Here is an 18028-nt window from a genome sequence, read left to right as displayed (position 1 = left end):
TCAGTGCCCCAGTTGGCGCGGTTGCCATTCCTTGAGGACCACCGTCACGTCCAGGTTCTGGCCATGCATCTTCAGGCGTTCCGGCAGCCAGTAACCGTTCTGCAGGGTGTAGTTGCTGTATTCCACCTGCCAGCCATCCTGCTCGAGGCTGGCCAGGCGGCTGTTGCCGTCGAGGGTCAGGCGGCTTTTGCTGTCGGGTGCGGGCAGGCCACGGACCCACCAGACCAGGTGCGACACCGGCAACTCCCAGCCCAGTTGTTCGGCCAGCAGGGTTTCCGGCGATTGCGCTTCGAAACGGCCCTGGTTGGCGACTTCCAGCACTACCTGGCCCGGACGACCGGTCAGGCGGGCTGCGCCGCGACCCAGCGGGCCGGACAGGCGGATGTCGTAGTAATCCTGGCGTTGCAGCCAGAACAGGGTGCCGCTGCCGGAATCCTTCGGTGCGCGAATGCCGACTTTGCCGTTGATCTGCCAGCCGTCGAGGGTGCTCAACTGCTGTTTGTGCTCACGCCAGAGTTGCGGGCTGCCCTGGCCTTCGACGGCTTCGCGGGATCCGAAGCCGGTGCAACCGGCGAGCAGGGCAATCAGGCTGAACGTAATGAGATGGCGCAAGAACATGGTTTAGAGAGTCTCGGATCCGGTCAGGCGCAGGACGGTCTTGCGCAGGATGGTGCTGTCGGGTTGCGCTTCGAAGGCCTTGGCCCAGACCTGGCGCGCCTCGCGACGCTTGCCGTTGGCCCAGAGCACTTCGCCCAGGTGCGCCGCGACTTCATGGTCGGGGAAGCGCTCGAGGGCCCGGCGCAGCAGGCGCTCGGCTTCGTCGAGGTTGCCCAGGCGGTAGTTCACCCAGCCGAGGCTGTCGAGTACGGCCGGGTCGTCCGGGTTGATCCGGTGGGCTTTTTCGATCAGGTCCTTGGCTTCGCCGTAGCGCGTGGTGCGGTCGGCGAGGGTGTAGCCGAGTGCGTTGAGCGCCATGGCGTTTTCCGGTTCGCGGGTGATGATGCTGCGCAGGTCCTTTTCCATCTGCGACAGATCGTCGCGTTTCTCGGCGAGCATGGCGCGGGTGTAGAGCAGGTTGAGGTCGTCGGGGTACTGCTTGATGGCTTTTTCCAGCACCCGCAGCGCCTGTGCATCCTTTCCGTTGTTGCCCAGGGTCTCGGCTTCGATCAGATAAAGCTGGATCGCGTAATCGGGCTGGGCTTCGCGGGCGGCGTCGAGGCGGCGCGTGGCTTCGTCTGCGCGGCCGTTGGCGATGAGGATATCGGCCTGGCGCAATTGCGCCGCCAGGTAATCGTTGCCGGGGCCGACCTGGGCGTATTCGGCCAGCGCGCCTTCCAGGTCGTTGCGCTCCTCGCGGATGCGGCCCAGGTTCAGGTGCGCGGCATCGACATGGCTTTCGCGGGTAATCAGGTCTTCGAGATAGGTCGCGGCTTCGTCGTAGGCCTTGGCCTCGAGGCTGACCAGCGCGAGGGAATAGCGCAGTTCGTCGTCGTCCGGGTATTGCTGCAGCAGGCTGGCGAACTCGACCTTGGCGTCGTCGACCCGGTCCTGTTCCACCAGCATCCGCGCGTAGGTCAGGCGCAGGCGCTTGTCGTCGGGGTGGCGGGCGATGGTCTTGCGCAGCAGCGGCAGGGCTTCCGGGCCGCGGTCGAGGCTTTGCAGCAAGCGGGCGCGGAGCAGCACCGGAGCGATTTCGTCGTCTTGCGGCGGATGTTCTTCAAGCAGGCTCAGGGCCGCCTGGGACTTGCCGTCCTGTTGCAGCAGCAGGGCCTTGCCGAACACCAACTGGCTGTTGTCCGGGTATTTTTGCAGCAGGCGGTCGAAACTTTTTTGCAGGCCGTCGCGGGTGTCCTGGTCGGTTTCGGCGGCGGACAGGGCAAGGAAGTCGAAATGCGTGTCGCCCTGGCCCTGCAGCACCTTTTCCATGAACACCATGGAGTCGTCGTAGCGCCCGGCGCGGGCAAGCTGGATCGCGGCGGCGCGCTGCGCGTCGATGTTTTCGGGATCGTTTTTCGCCCAGATCAACGAGGTATCCAGCGCGGACTGGTCGGCACCGAGGTATTCGGCGATGCGGAAGGCGCGCTCGGAAATGGCCGGATCCTGGGTCTTTTCGGCCTGGATCACGTAGTTGTCCAGGGCGATATCGAAGCGATTGCGCTGCCCCGCCAGCTCGGCGACCAACAGACTATAGAGGGTGTCCTGGGTGAACGAGCCGTAGACCGTCGGCTCGGGCGCGGCGGTCGGCGCGACCTGCTGCTCGGCGGGCGGTGTGGCGTCCCGGGCACCTGGCAAAGCCTGGCAACCCTGGAGCAGGGCAAGGGCAAGGAGCAACGCGGAAGATCTATTCATAAGGAGATTTTGGGCGACTAACCTGCGGTCGGGCCATCATGACACAAGCGTCATGGCAAACCCACTCGCGATGGGGGGTGTGGATACAGTGTATTAGAGACAATCGCGAGCGGTGGTTGTTCTCAATCCAGCGAAGTAGGACAATTATCGGCTTCACGTCACAACCAGCGACCTTGAATGGCCTTTCTTGCCCTCGGTATCAATCATAAGACTGCCTCGGTAGACGTACGCGAGCGCGTGGCGTTTACCCCCGAGCAGATGGTGGAAGCCTTGCAGCAGCTCTGCCGACTGACTACCAGCCGGGAAGCCGCAATCCTTTCGACCTGCAATCGCAGCGAACTGTACATCGAGCAGGACCACCTGACGGCCGATGAGGTGCTGCGCTGGCTGGCCGACTATCACCAGTTGAGCGTCGATGAACTGCGCGCCAGTGCCTATATCCACGAGGATCATGCGGCCGTCCGGCACATGATGCGCGTGGCTTCCGGGCTCGACTCGCTGGTGCTGGGCGAGCCGCAGATCCTCGGCCAGATGAAGTCCGCCTACGCCGTGGCTCGCGAGGCCGGCACCATCGGCCCGCTGCTGGGCCGGCTGTTCCAGGCCACGTTCAGCGCCGCCAAGCAGGTGCGCACCGATACCGCCATCGGCGAGAACCCGGTGTCGGTGGCCTTCGCCGCAGTCAGCCTGGCCAAGCAGATCTTCAGTGACCTGGGCCGCAGCCAGGCACTGCTGATCGGCGCCGGCGAGACCATCACCCTGGTCGCCCGGCACCTGCACGAGCAGGGCGTACGCCGGATTGTCGTGGCCAACCGCACGCTGGAGCGCGCCAGCATCCTGGCCGAGCAGTTCGGTGCCCACGCGGTGCTGCTGGCGGACATTCCGCAAGAGCTGGTCAACAGCGACATCGTCATCAGCTCCACCGCCAGCCAGTTGCCGATCCTCGGCAAGGGCGCGGTCGAAAGTGCGCTGAAACTGCGCCGGCACAAGCCGATCTTCATGGTCGACATCGCCGTGCCGCGGGATATCGAGCCGCAAGTGGGCGAACTGGATGACGTCTACCTTTATACGGTCGACGACCTCCACGACGTGGTCGCGGAAAACCTCAAGAGCCGTCAAGGCGCCGCCCAGGCCGCAGAAGAACTGGTGGCGGTGGGCGCCGAAGACTTCATGTCGCGCCTGCGCGCGCTGGCCGCGGTGGACGTGCTCAAGGCGTACCGCCAGCAGAGCGAGCGTCTGCGCGACGAGGAACTGCAAAAGGCCCAGCGCCTGCTGGCCAACGGTTCCAGCGCCGAGGAGGTCCTGGTGCAACTGGCCCGCGGCCTGACCAACAAGCTGCTGCATGCGCCCAGCGTGCAACTGAAAAAGCTCTCCGCCGAAGGCCGCCACGATGCGTTGGCCATGGCCCAGGAACTCTTTGCCCTCAACGAGGGCTCCACGGATAAAACCCCGCAATGAAAGCGTCGCTGCTCAGAAAACTGGAAATCCTCCAGGACCGCTTCGAGGAACTGACCGCCCTGCTGGGCGATGCCGAGGTCATTTCCGACCAGACCCGTTTCCGCGCCTACTCCCGCGAGTATGCCGAGGTCGAACCGGTGGCTGCCGGGTATGCCCAGTGGTGCAAGTTGCAGGACGACCTCGAGCAGGCCCAGGCACTGCTCAAGGACAGCGACCCCGACATGCGGGAAATGGCTGTCGAAGAAGTTCGTGAAGCCAAGGAGCAACTGCAGGAACTGGAAGCCCAGTTGCAACGCCTGCTGCTGCCCAAGGACCCCAACGACGGCCGCAACGTGTTCCTGGAAATCCGCGCCGGCACCGGCGGCGACGAGGCGGCGATCTTCTCCGGCGACCTGTTCCGCATGTATTCGCGCTACGCCGAGCGGCGTGGCTGGCGCCTGGAAATCCTCTCGGAAAACGAGGGTGAGCACGGCGGCTACAAGGAAATCATCGCCCGCGTCGAGGGCGACAGTGTCTACGGCAAGCTCAAGTTCGAGTCCGGCGCGCACCGCGTGCAGCGGGTGCCGGAAACCGAATCCCAGGGCCGTATCCACACCTCGGCCTGCACCGTGGCGGTGCTGCCCGAGCCTGATGAACAAGCGGCGATCGAGATCAACCCGGCCGACCTGCGCGTCGATACCTACCGCGCCTCGGGCGCCGGTGGTCAGCACGTGAACAAGACCGACTCGGCGATCCGCATCACCCACTTGCCTACCGGCACAGTGGTCGAGTGCCAGGAAGAGCGCTCGCAGCACAAGAACCGCGCGCGGGCCATGTCCTGGCTGTCGGCGCGGCTCAACGACATGCAGACCAGCGCCGCGCAGAATGCCATCGCCAGCGAGCGCAAGCTGCTGGTCGGTTCCGGCGACCGCTCCGAGCGCATCCGCACCTACAACTATCCACAGGGTCGGGTCACCGACCACCGCATCAACCTGACGCTCTACTCGCTGGACGAAGTGCTCGCGGGTGGCGTGGATGCGATCATCGAGCCGCTGCTGGCCGAATACCAGGCCGATCAACTGGCCGCACTGGGTGACTAAATGACCATCATTGCCAGCCTGCTTCGCGGCGCGGAGCTTCCCGACTCGCCGACCGCGCGTCTGGATATCGAACTGCTCCTGGCTGCCGCCATCGGCAAATCCCGCAGCTACCTTCATACCTGGCCGGAGCGCATCGTCAGCAGCGAGGCGGCGCAGACGTTCGCCAGCTACCTGCAGCGCCGTCGCGCCGGTGAGCCGGTGGCCTATATTCTCGGCCAGCAAGGGTTCTGGAACCTGGACCTGGAAGTCGCGCCGCATACCCTGATCCCGCGCCCGGAAACCGAGCTGCTGGTGGAAACCGCCCTGGCATTGCTGCCCGCCGAGCCGGCACGGGTGCTCGACCTTGGCACCGGAACCGGCGCCATCGCCCTGGCCCTGGCCAGCGAGCGGCGGCAATGGCAGGTGACCGCAGTCGACCGGGTGCTGGAAGCCGTGGCCCTGGCCGAGCGCAATCGCCAGCGCCTGCAACTGGACAACGTCACAGTGCTCACCAGCCACTGGTTCAGTGCACTCGCCGAACAGCGTTTCCAGTTGATCATCAGCAACCCGCCCTACATCGCCGCCGAAGACCCGCACCTGGTCGCCGGCGACGTGCGTTTCGAGCCCAGCAGTGCGCTGGTGGCGGGCGATGATGGCCTGGACGACCTGCGCCAGATCGTCGCCGAGGCGCCGGCCCACCTGCTGGCAGGTGGCTGGTTGCTGCTGGAGCACGGTTACGACCAGGCTGCCGCGGTCCGCGAGTTGCTCGCCCGGCACGGCTTCGAACAGATCGAAAGCCGCCTCGACCTGGGTGGCCACGAACGCATCACCCTGGGGCGCCTGTCGTGCTGACCGACGAGGAGCTGCTGCGTTACAGCCGCCAGATCCTCCTGGCGCAGATCGATATCGACGGCCAGTTGCGCCTCAAGGACAGCCGCGTATTGATTGTCGGCCTTGGCGGCCTCGGTTCGCCGGTGGCGCTGTACCTCGCGGCCGCAGGCGTCGGCACCCTGCACCTGGCGGATTTCGACACGGTTGACCTGACCAACCTGCAACGGCAGATCATCCATGACAGCGCTTCGGTCGGTCAGTCCAAGGTGGACTCGGCGCTGACGCGGCTGCGCGCGATCAACCCGGATATCAATCTGGTGCCGCATCGCCAGGCGCTCGATGAAGATTCCCTGGCCGCAGCGGTGGATGCCGTGGACCTGGTGCTGGACTGCTCGGATAACTTCGCCACCCGCGAAGCGGTCAACGCCGCGTGCGTCAAGGCCGGCAAGCCGCTGGTAAGCGGAGCGGCGATCCGTCTGGAAGGGCAATTGTCGGTGTTCGATCCCCGTCGCCCTGAAAGTCCGTGCTACCACTGCCTCTACGGCCACGGCAGCGATGCCGAACTGACCTGCAGCGAAGCCGGTGTGGTCGGGCCGCTGGTGGGGCTGGTCGGCAGTCTTCAGGCGCTCGAAGCACTGAAGCTGCTTGCGGGCTTCGGCGAGCCGCTGGTGGGACGCCTGCTGTTGATCGATGCGCTGGGCACGCGTTTCCGCGAGTTGCGGGTCAAGCGCGATCCGGGTTGCGCCGTCTGTGGAACAGCCCATGGCTGAGGCCTCGGCAGCGCCGGTCGGCGTGTTCGACTCCGGTGTCGGCGGCCTGTCGGTGCTGGCGGAAATCAGCCGGCTGCTGCCCAACGAGTCGCTGCTGTACGTGGCGGATTGCGGCAACATCCCCTATGGCGAGAAGTCCCCGGAGTTCATTCGCCAGCGCTGCCGCAAGGTGGCCGAATTTTTCCAGGAGCAGGGCGTCAAGGCCGTGGTCCTGGCCTGCAATACCGCCACCGTTGCCGCCGCCGCCGACCTTCGCGAGCGTTTCCCGCAGTGGCCGCTGGTGGGCATGGAGCCGGCGGTGAAGCCGGCCGCGGCGGCTACCCGCAGTGGCGTGGTCGGAGTGCTGGCCACCACCGGCACCTTGCAAAGCGCCAAGTTCGCGGCCTTGCTCGACCGCTTCGCCACCGATGTGCGGGTGGTGACCCAGCCCTGCCCGGGGCTGGTCGAATTGATCGAGTCGGGTGACCTCGACAGCCCGGCCCTGCGCCAGCTCTTGCAAGGCTATGTCGAGCCGCTGCTGGCCGCCGGATGCGACACCATCATCCTCGGTTGCACCCATTACCCCTTTCTCAAGCCGCTGCTGGGCGAGATGGTCACGGCCTCGGTGGCGATCATCGACACCGGCGCCGCCGTCGCCCGGCAACTCCAGCGCCTGCTGGCCGAGCGCCACCTCCTGGCGTCTGGCCCTGCACGCCAGACACAGTTCTGGACCAGTGCCGACCCCGAACATCTGCGAAACATCCTGCCTTTGTTGTGGAATAAATCTGACTGTGTGCAAAGCTTCAATAGGTAATCGACGTAGGAAAAAAAACGTCGAAATCCAGTGAACTCCTTTGCATGCGCTGATTTCTACTACGTTGTCTGATGAGACAAAAAAACCAACAAACGGATTTAAAAGGACGTTTCTCATGAAGAAACTGCTTTGCTTGGCTGTGGTTGCAGCCGCAACCCTGGGGCACACCTTCACCGCACAGGCCGCGGATATCACCTTCGCTGTCGGCCAGACCAGCGACTCCACCATGACCTACCGCATCGGCGTGCAATCCAACTGGGATGCCAGTTGGTGGCAGACCAGTGTCGGCCGTCTGACCGGCTACTGGGACGGCGGCTACACCTTCTGGGACGGGGACAAGACGTCGAACAACCACAGCCTGTCGTTCGCGCCGGTGTTCGTTTATGAATTCGCCGGCGAGTCGGTCAAGCCGTACATCGAGGCCGGCGTCGGGGTGGCGGCGTTTGCTCACACCGAACTTGAAAGCAACAAACTGGGTTCGTCCTTCCAGTTCGAAGACCGCATCGGCTTTGGCCTGCGCTTTGCCGGGGGGCATGAAGTGGGGATTCGGGCGATCCACTATTCCAACGCGGGCCTCAGCCAGCCGAACGATGGTGCCGAGAGTTTCGCCCTGCATTACCGCATGTCGCTCTGACCGCTACACGACACCGGGGCCGCATTGCGGCCCCGGTTTCATTTTCGGTCAACGCCGCAACGGCCACAGACTGCTGACCGACAACGCTTCCATAACCATTTCAGGCATCCGCTGAGACAAGCGCTGGATAATCGCTTGTGCGGCGCTTTGCGCGTCCCAGTTCTGCGGCAGTGCCACGGCCAGGGTGACGGGCTTTTTCAGGTTCTGCGGCGCGACCAGCGTGAGGTCGATTTCCTTGGGCGAAAGCACGCTGCGAACCTCACTGAACCACTGCCCCAGGCTGTTCTGCGCCGAGGGCCACTGGCTGCTCTCATGTTGCTGGAGCGCGGTGATGCTGCTCAGGATGGCCACGACGTGGGCCGTCTGTCCCGCCTGCAAGAGCGGCAGGGCGCTTTGCAGGCACTGGGTGCTGGCAGACAGGTTGCTCTGGATCAGTGCTTCGAACATGTCCGTACCGCTGGACTCCGCGTCGAGGTAGTCGCATGTCCCTGCGTTGAGGATCAGGGTGTCGAGCGCGCCCCAGCGTTGCTGAATACATCGGCTCATGTGCTCGGCTTGCGCGGCATCGCTCAAGTCACCGTCCAGTACCAGGCAGTGCCGGGCGAGGCTGTCGGGAAGGGGGTCGAATGGCGCGCGGCCGCTGATCGCCACATGGTGACCGAGCATGAGCAACTGTGCTGCCAACGCATGGCCCAAACCACTGCTGGCGCCGGTTACCCAGATACGTTTCGGATCCTCAGTATTCAAGGGCATCTTCGTTGCTGTGCTCTTTGGGCAGTTGTCGGAAAGCGTCGATGGCGCGCTGGCGGCTTGGGCCAAGGTCGACGATGGGCTGTGGATAACCTTGCACGCCGAACAGCCCGCCGGGGCTGTGGATATCCTTATCGTCCAGCGCTTTCAACTCCGGCAGCCAGTGTCGCAGGAAGCGGCCCTTGCTGTCGAAGCGCTCGGATTGGCTGACGGGGTTGAACACCCGGAAATACGGCGCAGCGTCGGTGCCCGTGGACGCACTCCACTGCCAACCGCCGTTGTTTGCGGCCAGGTCGCCGTCTATCAGATGGCGCATGAAAAAAGCTTCGCCCTCGCGCCAGTCGATCAGCAGGTTCTTGCTCAGGAACATCGCCACCACCATGCGCAGGCGGTTGTGCATCCAGCCGGTGGCGAGCAATTGGCGCATGGCGGCATCGACAATCGGGATGCCGGTGCGGCCCTCCTGCCAGGCGGCAAGGTCGTCGGGGGCGTCGCGCCATTTCACCGCTTCGGTCGCCGGGCGGAAGGCGCGGTGGCGAGAAACCCGCGGATAACCGACGAGCACATGTTTGTAGAACTCGCGCCAGAGCAACTCGTTGACCCAGGTAACGGCGCCGGGATTGCCGCTTTCGAACTCGCCGTAGTTGTTGGCAATCGCGGCGTGCAGGCACTGGCGCACGGAAATCACCCCGGCGGCGAGGTAGGGCGACAGTTGGCTGGTGCCGTCGACGGCGGGTAGGTCGCGTTGTTCGGTGTAGTCCGCCATGTCGTCTTCGACGAAGCCGGCCAGTCGCTCGCGGGCGTGGTCTTCGCCTGCCGGCCACTGCTCGCGCAGCGACGCTGCGGGAGTGGGAAAGCTTTCGATATGTCGTGGGACATCGTCACTGGCGATGGCAGTCTTCGCCTGCTTGCGCGGCAACGGCTGCAAGGCGGGCAGGCCGTGGTGCAGGCGCTGGTAACAGAGCTTGCGGAACTGGGTGAAGACCTTGAAGTAACCGCCCTGGCGAGTGAGCACCGTGCCCGGTTTGAACAGCAACTGATCAAGGTAGCTGTGCAGGCCGATGCCATGCTGTTGCAGGTGTTCGCCGACGTCGCGATCACGCTGCTGTTCGTTGATCCCGTATTCCTCGTTGACGTGCACATCCTGCACGCCGTGCTCCCGGCATACCTCGTGGAGCACCCGGGGTGCGTCTTTCCAGTCATCGGCTACACGAATAAGCAGCGGGATGTTCAGTTCGCCGAGCGCCTGTTTCAGCGCCTCCAGATTGCGCAGCCAGAAGTCCACCTTGCAGGCGGCGTCATCGTGACGCTTCCACTGCGCCGGGCTGACCAGCCAGAGCGCCAGGCACGGGCCGCGCTCGCACGCGGCGGCCAGGGCAGTGTTGTCATGCAGGCGCAGGTCGCTGCGCAGCCAGATCAATTGCATTATTCGGGTCCGTGTTTTTCCGTGGCAAGCGGCTTGAGGTCTTGCAGGCACCGGCACGCCGCCAGGGGCGAGTCGAGCAAGTGCCATTCGGGATCTGTCGGCAACGCATGCTTGTGTAAAGTGACCGCGGCGCCGAACAGGAGTTTCGGTACGCTCAGCGGCGCGAGGGTGCGTTGCAGTCGGTCGCTGTCCTGGGCGGTATTGATACTGACCAGCACTGCCCTCGCGCCCAGTTGCTCGACGCCCAGTGCCAGGTCGCGGGCGGGCAGGGTGCTGTCGAACACTTCCACCGGGCAGCCGGCATCGCTCACCAGCCAGGCGCACAGCCACAACTGCGGATCGAATGGCAGGGCTCCGCCATTGACCAGCATCGCCGGCGCGCCGTTGCACTGGCGGTTGTTGTGGTACACCCGAAGCCCCAGCTTGCTGCGCAGCCAACTGTGGAAGAAGCCCTGTTCGAGGCGGGCGGTAGGGTGGGTTTGCCAGCGTGCTTCGAGGTGGCCGAGCAGGGGCAACAGCAATTGTTCGCATAAGGTGGTGGCGGGGTAGAGCGCCATGGCCTGGTTGAACTGCTGGTCGAGCTGGCGCTCGGCGAGGTGGGCGATGCACTCGGTGAGGTGGGTGCGCAGCGCCTGCCAGTCGTCTCCGGGAATGCTCTGCTCGGGCGACTTGTCGCTGTCGAGCAGCGGCAGCACCTGACTGACCGCTACACCACGGTTGAGCCACGACAGAATGCTGCGGATGCGTTCCACCTGATCGCTGCTGTACAGCCGGTGGCCCTTGCTGGTGCGCTGCGGCACCACCAGGCCATAACGCCGCTCCCAGGCGCGCAGGGTTACCGGGTTTACGCCGGTCAGCCGTGAGATTTCGCGAATGGGCAGCAGCGGTTCAGATGGCATTGCGCAGGCTCAGGTTTTCCGGGTGCGGCTGCAGGTAGACCTGGCTCAGCAAGTACGCATCGGGATGATGATTGAGGTGGTGCTTGAGCAGCGTCAGCGGCACCACCAGCGGGACGATCCCGGCCATGTATTGCTCGATCACGCGGCGGATTTCCTGCTTGTCCCCGGCGTCGAGGAAGCGCCGCAGGTAACCGCTCAGGTGCATCAGCACATTGCCGTGGGTGCCGCGGTTGGCGCAGCGGCGCAGCGCGGCTATCAACTGGCTGAAATACGCCGGGCCGATCTGCTGCGGGTCGTCCTGGCGGCTCATGCTGCCCAGCAGCTTGCCGAGCACTTTGTATTGCTCGGGGTTGTGCGCCATCAATTGGTACTTATAGCGGGAGTGGAAGGCGATCAGCGCGTGACGGCTCAGGCCCTCGGCGCACAGGCGTTGCCAGTCGGCATAGGCCAGCACGCGGATGATGAAGTTTTCCCGCAGCACCGGATCGCACAGCCGGCCTTCTTCTTCCAGCGGCAGGTCCGGGCGCAGTTCGCGAAAACGCGCGGCATACAGGCCGCTGGCGCGCTCGCGTGCGGGGTAGCCGTTGGCCTGGTAGACCTTGATGCGCTCCAGCCCGCAGGACGGCGATTTCTGCATGAAGATGTAGCCGCAGATATCGTCCAGCTCGACGGCCATCTGGTCGGCGTACTGGATCAGCGCATCGGAAACATCGATGGTGTCGTCGCGGCTGTTGACGGCGCGAGGCTGGGCCGGATCGCCGGCAAGGTGGATCGCGGCACGGGGCGTGCCCAGGCCGATCGCCACTTCGGGGCAGATGGGCACCAGCTCGAAATGCTCCGCCAGCGCTTCGGTGCACAGGCGCGATTCCTTGTGACCGCCATTGAAGCGGACTTCTTCACCGGCAAGGCAGGCACTGAGGGCGATTTTGGGCTTGGTAGCGGGCATGGTCGGCAACCTTTCTTGTACAAAGATAAAAACCTGTACAACTTCGCTCAGCATAAGCCGGAAGTTGTACAAGTCAATATTTCTGTAGAAGGCGCGTTGCCCGCAGAGGTTATTCCAGGTGTTCGATCAGGCGGCGGGCGGCTTCCTGGCCACTGAGCCAGGCACCTTCGACCCGGCCCGACAAGCACCAGTCGCCGCAGGCGTAGAGGCCCAGGTCGGCATCGGCGAGAGCGCCCCATTCGTGGTTGCTGGCGGGGCGTGCGTAGAGCCAGCGGTGCGCCAGGGTGAAGCTCGGTGCCGGTACCGCACAGCCGACCAGCTCGGCGAAATCGCCCAGCAACTGTTCGATCACCGCCTCTTTCTGCAAGTCGATGTGCTGTTTGCTCCAGGCCGAGGTGGCGTGCAGCACCCAGGTGTCCAGGCGCTCCTCGCGTCCCGGCTTGCTGCGGTTGCGCGCCAGCCAGTCGAGCGCGCAGTCCTGCACGAAGCAGCCCTGCATGGGCGTGGCCAGCGGGGTGTCGAAGCCGAGGGCGATGGCCCAGGTCGGCTCCATCTGCACGCCGGCCGCGGCGGCGGCGAGTTTCGGCGTGGCGGCCAGCAAGGCCGCGGCCTGCGGTGCAGGCACGGCGACGATGACCTTGCTGAACGGGCCGTGGCTGCAGCCTTCGGTGTCTTGCAGGTGCCAGTACTGTTTGCCGCGGAAGACTTCACTGATGCGGCAACTGAAGTTTACCGTGACGTCCTTGAGCAGGCCGCGGGTGATGGCGCTCATGCGCGGCGTGCCGACCCAGCGGGTCTGTTCGTCCGGCGAAGGGCTCAACTGGCCGTCGCGGTAGTTGTAGAGCTGTGGCTTCCACTCCGCGACCCAGCCCTTGGCTTGCCAGTGCTGGATCTGCTCGACGAAACGGCGGTCGCGGGCGGTGAAGTATTGCGCACCGAGGTCCAGCGCCCCGGCTTCGCTGCGCTTGCTGGCCATACGTCCGCCGCTGCCGTGCCCCTTGTCGAACAGGTGGACGGTCAGTCCTTCCTTCTGCAAGGCCTGGGCGGCAGAGAGTCCGGCAATGCCGGCACCGATGATGGCGATAGGTACGGTCATGATGGGCCTCTTTGAACCTTCTAGTAGGTACAGACAGCCACGCTGTCGGACAAACCTGTACAACTCCAGGGTTTTGTATAAGATCGGTCGGCTCGTTGCAACAGGTTGGCCTATGTTTATCCCAGAGTGAACGGTCAAAAAAGTGCCTTGCTTTTAAAAGTAGACCAGCGAGCGCCATCATGAGGACACGGCCATGAATATATTGCTGACCGGTGGTACCGGCCTGATTGGACAGCAACTGTGTCGCCACTGGCTCGACCAGGGTCATCGACTGACGGTCTGGAGCCGTCGTGCCGATCAGGTTGGCCAGCTTTGCGGTGCCGGCGTTCGCGGCATCAGCGAGCTGGAGGCTTACGGCGACGGGCCGCTGGATGCGGTCATCAACCTGGCCGGCGCGCCGATCGCCGATCGGCCCTGGACCGTGTCGCGGCGGGCGCAGTTGTGGGGCAGCCGGATCACCCTGACCGAACACCTGCTGGCCTGGCTGGAGCGCCGTGAGCAGCGCCCGGCCGTGATGATTTCCGGCTCCGCGGTGGGTTGGTATGGCGATGGCGGCGAGCGTGAATTGACCGAGTCTTCGCGCCCGGTCAAAGAGGACTTCGCCAGCCAGTTGTGCATCGCCTGGGAAGAAACCGCGCAGCGCGCCGAAGCCCTGGGCATCCGTGTCGTGCTGCTTCGCACCGGGTTGGTCCTGGCCAGCGAGGGCGGCTTTTTGTCGCGCCTGCGGCTGCCCTTCAAACTTGGGCTGGGCGGGCCGATCGGCGATGGCCGGCAGTGGATGCCGTGGATTCATATCCACGACGAAATCGCCCTGATTGATTTTCTCTTGCAGCGCAACGATGCCAGCGGTCCTTATAATGCCTGCGCTCCGGAGCCTGTCCGCAACCGCGAGTTCGCCCGGCGCCTGGGCCGCACGCTGCACCGGCCGGCGTTCATGCCGCTGCCTGCGCTGGTGTTGAAAGCGGGGCTTGGCGAGCTGTCGACCTTGCTGCTCGGTGGCCAGCGTGCCCGCCCGGTGCGTGCGCTGGCGGCGGGCTTCACCTTCCGTTTCAACGATGTGCAATCGGCGCTGGATGAGTTGTCCCCCCGCCTCTGAAAAGGATGTTGCATGACCGATCATGCTTTGCTGCTGGTCAACCTGGGTTCACCGGCGTCCACCTCCGTCGCCGATGTGCGCCGTTACCTCAATCAGTTCCTGATGGACCCTTACGTGATCGACTTGCCGTGGCCGGTGCGGCGTCTGCTGGTGTCGCTGATCCTGATCAAGCGCCCGGAACAGTCCGCCCATGCCTACGCATCGATCTGGTGGGACGAGGGCTCGCCGCTGGTGGTGCTGACCCGTCGCCTGCAACAGGCCGTGGCGCCGCACTGGAACCACGGGCCGGTGGAAATCGCCATGCGCTATGGCGAGCCGTCGCTGCCCTCGGTGCTGAAGAAACTCGCTGCCCAAGGCGTGCGCAAGGTGACCCTCGCGCCCCTGTATCCGCAGTTCGCCGACAGCACCGTGACCACCGTGATCGCCCAGGCGAATGAGGTGATCGCCGAACAGCAGTTGCCGTTGCAGATGACCGTGTTGAAGCCGTTCTATGACCAGCCCGAGTACATCGATGCGCTGGTGGCGAGCGCCAAGCCTTATCTGGAGCAGGATTTCGATCACCTGCTGCTGAGTTTCCACGGGCTGCCGGAGCGGCACCTGAAGAAGCTCGACCCGACTGGTACGCATAACTTCCAGGACGCCGACTGCTGCCGTGAGGCCTCGGCGGAAATGCTCGCCGTCTGTTATCGCGGTCAGTGCCTGCGGACCGCCCAGGCCTTCGCGCGCAAGATGGGCTTGCCGGATGGCAAATGGTCGGTGTCCTTCCAGTCGCGGCTGGGCAAGGCGAAGTGGATCGAGCCCTACACCGAGGCGCGGCTGGATGAACTGGCCAAGGCCGGGGCGAAGAAGCTGTTGGTGATGTGCCCGGCGTTCGTTGCCGACTGTATCGAGACCCTCGAAGAAATTGGCGACCGCGGTCGCGAACAGTTCATCGAGGCGGGCGGGGAGGAGTTGAAGTTGGTGCCTTGTCTGAATGATCACCCGCAATGGGTGCAGGCGCTGGTTACGTTGTGCGAGCGGGCTTGAATCGGTGTTTCGGCGATAAAGTGCGGGGCTTCACGGAATCCTGGGGCTGTTCAGCCCTCACGGTTGCGTGACACGTATACCTGTAGGAGCGAGCTTGCTCGCGAGGGGCCGCGTGTTGTCGGAGCGCCGAACCGCATCGCTGGCAACCCAGCTCCCACAAAAACGGCGTTGCTTCAGAAGTCAGAACAGTACCCCGTGAAGAAATGAAAAGAGGGCTCCATTGGAGCCCCCTTTTTTACAGGTGAAAATCATCCCGCTCAGGGCAGATGATCATCCATCACCTTGTTCTTCCAGCCATCATTGCCCGGCAACAGCAGGTTCAGGGCGATAGCCACCACCGCGCACAGCGCGATGCCTTTCAGGCCCCAGTCATCCGGGCCGTCACCGCTACCTACCAGCACACCGCCGATACCGAATACCAGGGTCACCGAAACGATCACCAGGTTGCGGGCTTCGCTCAGGTCGATCTTGTGGCGGATCATGGTGTTCATGCCGACCGCTGCGATCGAGCCGAACAGCAGGCAGAGAATGCCGCCCATCACCGGCACCGGAATGCTCTGCAACAGCGCGCCGAACTTGCCGATGAAGGCCAGGGTAATGGCGAATACCGCCGCCCAGGTCATGATCTTCGGGTTGTAGTTCTTGGTCAGCATCACCGCGCCAGTCACTTCGGCGTAGGTGGTGTTGGGCGGGCCGCCGAACAGGCCGGCAGTGGTGGTGGCAATGCCGTCACCCAGCAGGGTGCGGTGCAGGCCAGGGGTCTTCAGGTAATCGCGACCGGTCACGCTGCCTACCGCGATCACGCCGCCGATATGTTCGATCGCCGGCGCCAGGGCGACCGGAACGATGAACAGGATGGCCTGCCAGTTGAACGCCGGCGCGGTGAACTTCGGCAGTTCCAGCCATGGCGCAGCAGCGATCTTGGCGACATCGACCACACCGAAGGCGAACGACAGGCCGAAGCCCACCAGCACGCCGGCAATGATCGGCACCAGGCGGAAGATGCCCTTGCCGAAGACCGCGACGATCAGGGTGGTCAGCAGTGCCGGCATCGAGATCATCATCGCCGTGCTGTACGGCATCAGGGCGGTGCCGTCGCCGGCCTTGCCCATGGCCATGTTGGCCGCGATCGGCGCCATGGCCAGGCCGATGGAGATGATGACCGGACCGATCACCACCGGTGGCAGCAGGCGGTCGATGAACCCGGTGCCTTTGATCTTCACCGCCAGGCCCAGGAAGGTGTAGACGAAGCCCGCAGCCATGACGCCGCCCATGGTTTCGGCCAGGCCGAACTGGCCCTTGGCGAGGATGATCGGGGTGATGAAGGCGAAGCTGGAGGCCAGGAACACCGGCACCTGGCGCCCGGTGACGATCTGGAACAGCAGCGTGCCGAGGCCTGCGGTAAACAGTGCGACGTTGGGATCAAGGCCGGTGATCAGTGGCATCAGCACCAGGGCGCCGAAGGCCACGAAGAGCATTTGTGCGCCGGAGACGATCTGGCGCCAGAGCGGTTCGTTGAACTCGTCCTGCATGCTCAGGCGTCCTTCTGCTTGGTGCCGAAGATCTTGTCACCGGCATCGCCCAGGCCGGGAATGATGTAGCCGTCTTCGTTCAGGCGCTGGTCGATCGAGGCGGTGAAGAGCTGCACGTCAGGGTGGGCTTTTTCCACCACGGCGATGCCTTCCGGCGCGGCCACCAGGACCATGGCGCGGATATCCTTGCAACCGGCGCGCTTGAGCAGCTCGATGGTCGCGACCATGGAACCGCCGGTGGCCAGCATCGGGTCGATGATCAGGGCCAGGCGCTGGTCGATTTCCGGCGCGAGCTTTTCCAGGTAGGTGTGGGCTTCGAGGGTTTCCTCGTTGCGGGCCACGCCTACGGCGCTGACTTTGGCGCCCGGGATCAGGCTGAGCACGCCTTCGAGCATGCCGATGCCGGCGCGCAGGATCGGGACTACAGTGATTTTCTTGCCGGCGATCTTCTCGACTTCAACGGCGCCGCACCAGCCATCGATGGAATAGGTTTCCAGCGGCAGGTCCTTGGTGGCTTCATAGGTCAGGAGCGCGCCGACTTCCTGGGCGAGTTCGCGAAAATTCTTGGTACTGATATCGGCACGGCGCATGAGGCCGAGCTTGTGGCGGATCAGCGGATGGCGGATCTCACGGATGGGCATGGGGAAGGGCTCCGGAATGCGGGCAAAAAAACCGCGCTAGATTAATCTATTCGACCGTGTGTGTCCTATAGCCACACTGGACGTTAGTCCAGAAATGCTTGATCTGATGCGTGTGGATGCGTACCTTTGCCCGCTTTTCCAAATCCTGACTCCCTGGAGAGTTTCATGTCCGCTGATCTCGAGCACATCCGTCAAGTCATGCGCGAGGCCGACTGCCTGCACGATGAAGCCGCAGTCGAGGCGGCCATCGCCCGGGTCGGCGCGCAGATTACCGAGCGCCTGGCCGACAGCAACCCGGTGGTGTTCTGTGTCATGAACGGCGGGCTGATCTTCGCCGGCAAACTGTTGACCCACCTGCCGTTCCCGCTGGAATCCTCCTACCTGCACGCCACCCGCTACCGCAACCAGACCAGCGGCGGCGACCTGTTCTGGAAGGCCAAACCGGAAGTCTCGTTCATCGACCGCGACGTGCTGATCATCGACGACATCCTCGACGAAGGTCACACCCTCAGCGCCATCATGGATTTCTGCCGTCATGCCGGTGCGCGCAACGTCTACACCGCCGTGCTGATCGACAAGGACCACGACCGCAAGGCCAGCCCGGACCTCAAGGCCGACTTCGTTGGCCTGAGCTGCGTCGACCGCTATGTCTTCGGCTACGGCATGGATTACAAGGGCTACTGGCGTAACGCCAATGGCATCTACGCCGTCAAGGGACTCTGACAC

The 18028-nt window shown here is 64.2% G+C and carries 18 protein-coding genes; 9 read left to right on the top strand and 9 right to left on the bottom strand.

Annotated features, from left to right (window positions below):
* Both lolB and NTD88_RS20385 read right to left on the bottom strand, forming a co-directional pair.
* Window positions 1-618 (bottom strand): lipoprotein insertase outer membrane protein LolB, encoded by a 618-nt coding sequence (gene lolB, locus NTD88_RS20390; RefSeq protein ID WP_095158650.1) that lies wholly within the window; start codon window positions 616-618, stop codon window positions 1-3.
* Between the two features lie 3 nt (window positions 619-621).
* Complete coding sequence (locus tag NTD88_RS20385; RefSeq protein ID WP_262155636.1) at window positions 622-2349, bottom strand: tetratricopeptide repeat protein; 1728 nt, start codon at window positions 2347-2349, stop codon at window positions 622-624.
* 177 nt (window positions 2350-2526) lie between these two features.
* Here NTD88_RS20385 and hemA point away from each other — a divergent pair, with 177 nt between their 5' ends.
* The 6 genes from hemA to NTD88_RS20355 all read left to right on the top strand — a co-directional run bounded on the left by hemA (window position 2527) and on the right by NTD88_RS20355 (window position 7890).
* Complete coding sequence (gene hemA, locus NTD88_RS20380; RefSeq protein WP_262155635.1) at window positions 2527-3804, top strand: glutamyl-tRNA reductase; 1278 nt, start codon at window positions 2527-2529, stop codon at window positions 3802-3804.
* Window positions 3801-4883, top strand: a complete 1083-nt coding sequence (gene prfA / locus NTD88_RS20375) for a peptide chain release factor 1 (RefSeq protein ID WP_095158647.1) — start codon at window positions 3801-3803, stop codon at window positions 4881-4883. Before hemA ends, prfA begins: the two co-directional genes overlap by 4 nt.
* Window positions 4884-5714 carry a peptide chain release factor N(5)-glutamine methyltransferase gene (prmC, locus tag NTD88_RS20370; RefSeq protein ID WP_262155634.1) on the top strand — a complete coding sequence of 277 codons (831 nt, stop codon included), beginning with the start codon at window positions 4884-4886 and terminating at the stop codon, window positions 5712-5714.
* Window positions 5708-6463: a molybdopterin-synthase adenylyltransferase MoeB gene (locus NTD88_RS20365; protein WP_262155633.1), complete on the top strand. Its 756-nt coding sequence runs from the start codon at window positions 5708-5710 to the stop codon at window positions 6461-6463. The genes prmC and NTD88_RS20365 overlap by 7 nt, the downstream gene beginning before the upstream one ends.
* Window positions 6456-7256: a glutamate racemase gene (gene murI / locus NTD88_RS20360; RefSeq protein WP_262155632.1), complete on the top strand. Its 801-nt coding sequence runs from the start codon at window positions 6456-6458 to the stop codon at window positions 7254-7256. Before NTD88_RS20365 ends, murI begins: the two co-directional genes overlap by 8 nt.
* Before the next feature lie 115 nt (window positions 7257-7371).
* A complete protein-coding gene (locus tag NTD88_RS20355) occupies window positions 7372-7890 on the top strand; it encodes an acyloxyacyl hydrolase (protein ID WP_262129252.1) in 519 nt (172 codons plus the stop codon).
* A gap of 48 nt (window positions 7891-7938) precedes the next feature.
* Here NTD88_RS20355 and NTD88_RS20350 read toward each other — a convergent pair whose 3' ends face one another.
* From NTD88_RS20350 to NTD88_RS20330, 5 genes are all read right to left on the bottom strand, one after another.
* Window positions 7939-8637: an SDR family NAD(P)-dependent oxidoreductase gene (locus tag NTD88_RS20350; RefSeq protein ID WP_262155631.1), complete on the bottom strand. Its 699-nt coding sequence runs from the start codon at window positions 8635-8637 to the stop codon at window positions 7939-7941.
* On the bottom strand, window positions 8627-10066 hold the full coding sequence (gene phrB, locus NTD88_RS20345; protein WP_262155630.1) for a deoxyribodipyrimidine photo-lyase: 1440 nt from the start codon (window positions 10064-10066) through the stop codon (window positions 8627-8629). Before phrB ends, NTD88_RS20350 begins: the two co-directional genes overlap by 11 nt.
* On the bottom strand, window positions 10066-10965 hold the full coding sequence (locus tag NTD88_RS20340; RefSeq protein ID WP_262155629.1) for a MerR family transcriptional regulator: 900 nt from the start codon (window positions 10963-10965) through the stop codon (window positions 10066-10068). Before NTD88_RS20340 ends, phrB begins: the two co-directional genes overlap by 1 nt.
* Window positions 10955-11911 carry a YbgA family protein gene (locus NTD88_RS20335; protein WP_262155628.1) on the bottom strand — a complete coding sequence of 319 codons (957 nt, stop codon included), beginning with the start codon at window positions 11909-11911 and terminating at the stop codon, window positions 10955-10957. Before NTD88_RS20335 ends, NTD88_RS20340 begins: the two co-directional genes overlap by 11 nt.
* A gap of 109 nt (window positions 11912-12020) precedes the next feature.
* Complete coding sequence (locus NTD88_RS20330) at window positions 12021-13007, bottom strand: NAD(P)/FAD-dependent oxidoreductase (protein ID WP_095158638.1); 987 nt, start codon at window positions 13005-13007, stop codon at window positions 12021-12023.
* A gap of 193 nt (window positions 13008-13200) precedes the next feature.
* Here NTD88_RS20330 and NTD88_RS20325 point away from each other — a divergent pair, with 193 nt between their 5' ends.
* Together NTD88_RS20325 and hemH are read left to right on the top strand one after the other, a co-directional pair.
* Window positions 13201-14103: a TIGR01777 family oxidoreductase gene (locus NTD88_RS20325; RefSeq protein ID WP_262155627.1), complete on the top strand. Its 903-nt coding sequence runs from the start codon at window positions 13201-13203 to the stop codon at window positions 14101-14103.
* Window positions 14104-14115: 12 nt separating this feature from the next.
* Complete coding sequence (gene hemH, locus NTD88_RS20320; RefSeq protein WP_262155626.1) at window positions 14116-15129, top strand: ferrochelatase; 1014 nt, start codon at window positions 14116-14118, stop codon at window positions 15127-15129.
* A gap of 257 nt (window positions 15130-15386) precedes the next feature.
* Here hemH and NTD88_RS20315 read toward each other — a convergent pair whose 3' ends face one another.
* Both NTD88_RS20315 and upp read right to left on the bottom strand, forming a co-directional pair.
* Window positions 15387-16661, bottom strand: a complete 1275-nt coding sequence (locus tag NTD88_RS20315) for a uracil-xanthine permease family protein (protein ID WP_095158635.1) — start codon at window positions 16659-16661, stop codon at window positions 15387-15389.
* A gap of 2 nt (window positions 16662-16663) precedes the next feature.
* On the bottom strand, window positions 16664-17302 hold the full coding sequence (gene upp / locus NTD88_RS20310; protein WP_095158634.1) for a uracil phosphoribosyltransferase: 639 nt from the start codon (window positions 17300-17302) through the stop codon (window positions 16664-16666).
* A 165-nt stretch (window positions 17303-17467) separates the two neighbouring features.
* On the opposite strand from upp, the gene NTD88_RS20305 reads away from it, so the two are divergent.
* A complete protein-coding gene (locus NTD88_RS20305; protein ID WP_095158633.1) occupies window positions 17468-18025 on the top strand; it encodes a hypoxanthine-guanine phosphoribosyltransferase in 558 nt (185 codons plus the stop codon).
* Window positions 18026-18028 lie beyond the last annotated feature (3 nt).

This window comes from Pseudomonas sp. 20P_3.2_Bac5 (assembly GCF_025466035.1).
Lineage (GTDB): Bacteria > Pseudomonadota > Gammaproteobacteria > Pseudomonadales > Pseudomonadaceae > Aquipseudomonas.
Note: the sequence above shows the minus strand (reverse complement) of the source record. Positions and strands in the feature narration are given on the sequence as shown.